The sequence below is a fragment of the Mesorhizobium sp. M2A.F.Ca.ET.042.01.1.1 genome, assembly GCF_003997405.1.
In the GTDB taxonomy this organism is placed as follows: domain Bacteria; phylum Pseudomonadota; class Alphaproteobacteria; order Rhizobiales; family Rhizobiaceae; genus Mesorhizobium.
This window is the reverse complement of record NZ_RZRX01000467.1, coordinates 1-2471: the sequence shown is the minus strand read 5'-3', so window position 1 is coordinate 2471 and position 2471 is coordinate 1. Positions and strand designations below refer to the sequence as shown.

Genomic DNA, 2471 nt, shown 5'->3' with positions numbered 1-2471 from the left:
TCCTCAGATCATGGCCGACAACGAAATAGCCCTTGGCGCCGGTCGGCAGCTTGGCCACCTTGAGCTCGATCTCGACGGCCTTCTTGTTGCGCGTGGTCTCGCGCGAGACCGCGACCAGATCGGTGATGAACTTCTTCAGGTCCACGGTTCCGGCGTCCTCTCGCGCCAGCTCCGCGTCGAGACGGGAGGCGTCGGAGATGTCGGTGATCAGCCGGTCGAGCCGCTTCACGTCGTGCTGGATGATCTCCATCAGCCGCGCGCGAGACGTGTCGTTCTTCGCCAAGGGCAGCGTCTCGACGGCGCTGCGCAGCGATGTCAGCGGGTTCTTCAATTCGTGCGAGACGTCGGCGGCGAAGCTTTCGATCGCCTCGATGCGCGCGTAAAGCGCATTGGTCATGTCGCGCACGGCGATGGACAAATTGCCGATCTCGTCCTGCCGGTCGGAAAAGTCTGGTATTTCCTCGCGGTTCTTGACGCCGCGCCGCACCCTGACGGCGGCGGCGGAAAGCCGCCGCAGCGGATTGGCGATGGTGGACGCCAGAAGCATCGAGAGGATCGCGGTGACCAGCGCCGCGACGCCGAAGACGCGCAGGATCGCCTTGCGCTCGGCCGCGACGATCTTGTCGATGTCGCCGCCCTCGGTGGACAGCATCAGCACACCCAGCACGGCGCGAAAACGCTGGATCGGCACCGCGACGGAGACGATCTGCTCGCCCTGCTCGCTCACCCGCACGATGGTCGAAGGGCTGCCGGTCAGCGCCTTGACCACCTCTGGGAAGGCCGCGCCATTGCCGCCGGGCTGCTCGTGATAGACGGGCAGGTCCTTGTTGCGGAAGAAGTCGAAGATGAACTTCTCGACCCGCTCCACGAGGCCGGGCTGTTCGTCGTCGACGGGCGGCAGGTCGTAGCGCAGGATCTGGCCGCGCGAATAGAGATGCCGGGAATCGAGCAGGAGGTTGGCGTCGCGGTCATAGATGCGGGCGCGGGTGCGCGTCGGCGAGATCAGTCGTCTCAGCACCGGCGCGACGCGTTCGGGGTTGATGGGGAAATCCAGATTGTCGAGCTGGTCCGATCCGGGCCCCAGGCTCTCGCCGGCCTGCAGCTCGAGCAGCTTTTCCGGGTCGATGCTGATCGAATCGGTTTCCACCGTCGCCGAGGCGGCGATCGCGCCGGCGATGATTTCGCCCTGCGTCATCAGGCTCTCGACGCGTGCGTCGATCAGGCCGTCGCGGAAGGTGTTGAGGTAGAGGATGCCGGTCACCAGCACGGCAAGCCCGGCCAGGTTGAGGAACAGGATGCGCCGCGTCAGGCTGGAGAAGATGTGATGGCCGAGAAACCGGCGCATCGGCACCGTGATTCTCGACACGAAGGCGGGCACGATCCGCGGCGGACGCCTTGCCGCGCCCGCCCGTCTGCCTCGCTCTACTTCCACTGCCATCGAATAGCAGGCCCTGTTTGGTGAATAGTGAATGGTAAATGGTGAATGGAAAAATGGGCGCCTAACATGAGGCGAGGTCCATAAGGGAGCCGCGGACCATTCACCATTCACTATTTACCATTCACGACCTCAAGCTTCGCGGAACCGGTACCCGACTCCGTAAAGGGTTTCGATCATCTCGAAATCATCGTCGACGGCCTTGAACTTCTTGCGCAGCCGCTTGATGTGGCTGTCGATGGTGCGGTCGTCGACATAGACCTGCTCATCATAGGCCGAATCCATCAGCGCATCACGGCTTTTCACCACACCGGGGCGCTGCGCCAGCGAATGCAGGATGAGGAACTCGGTCACCGTCAGCGTCACCGGCTCGCCTTTCCAGGTGCAGGTGTGGCGTTCCTGGTCCATCACCAGCTGGCCGCGTTCCAGCGAGCGGGCCTGCTGGGCGGGCGCCTTGGCCGCCGCCTCGCGGGCGCTGGTCCGGCGCAGCACCGCCCGCACGCGCTCGACCAGGAGCCGCTGCGAGAAGGGTTTGCGGATGAAATCGTCGGCGCCCATCTTGAGGCCGAACAATTCGTCGATCTCGTCGTCCTTCGACGTCAGGAAGATCACCGGCAGGTCCGATTTCTGACGCATGCGGCGCAACAGCTCCATGCCGTCCATGCGCGGCATCTTGATGTCGAGGATGGCGAGGTTCGGCGGCCGCGCCGCCAGGCCTTCCAGCGCCGACGCGCCGTCGGTGTAGGTTTCGACCCGGTAGCCCTCGGATTCGAGCGCGATCGACACCGAGGTCAGGATGTTGCGATCGTCGTCGACAAGCGCGATTGTTGCCATTTCAAGCGGCTCCCTCATGAGCTGTCCCTTCTGTCGTCGAGAAGGGGCTTTTGCAGGACAAATTGGGTACAAAATGTGGCACGGGCCCGGTCCGAAGTCACGGGCGGCCTGCCGCTACACACCATCGCACCCATAACGGGATTGGACGATTGGAGTCTGCCAATCCTTTGGGCAACTTCCGCGACTTTTTGCACATATAAAC

At 63.6% G+C, this 2471-nt stretch carries 2 protein-coding genes; both read right to left on the bottom strand.

What is annotated here, in order from left to right; all coding sequences use genetic code 11:
• Positions 1 to 1438 (bottom strand): sensor histidine kinase (locus tag EOA23_RS33765; protein WP_127307238.1); only part of this gene is annotated, 1438 nt, incomplete at its 3' end.
• 129 nt (positions 1439 to 1567) lie between these two features.
• Entirely contained in the window at positions 1568 to 2269 is a 702-nt protein-coding gene (locus EOA23_RS33760) for a response regulator transcription factor (protein ID WP_095819116.1), read from the bottom strand.
• Positions 2270 to 2471: the final 202 nt, after the last annotated feature.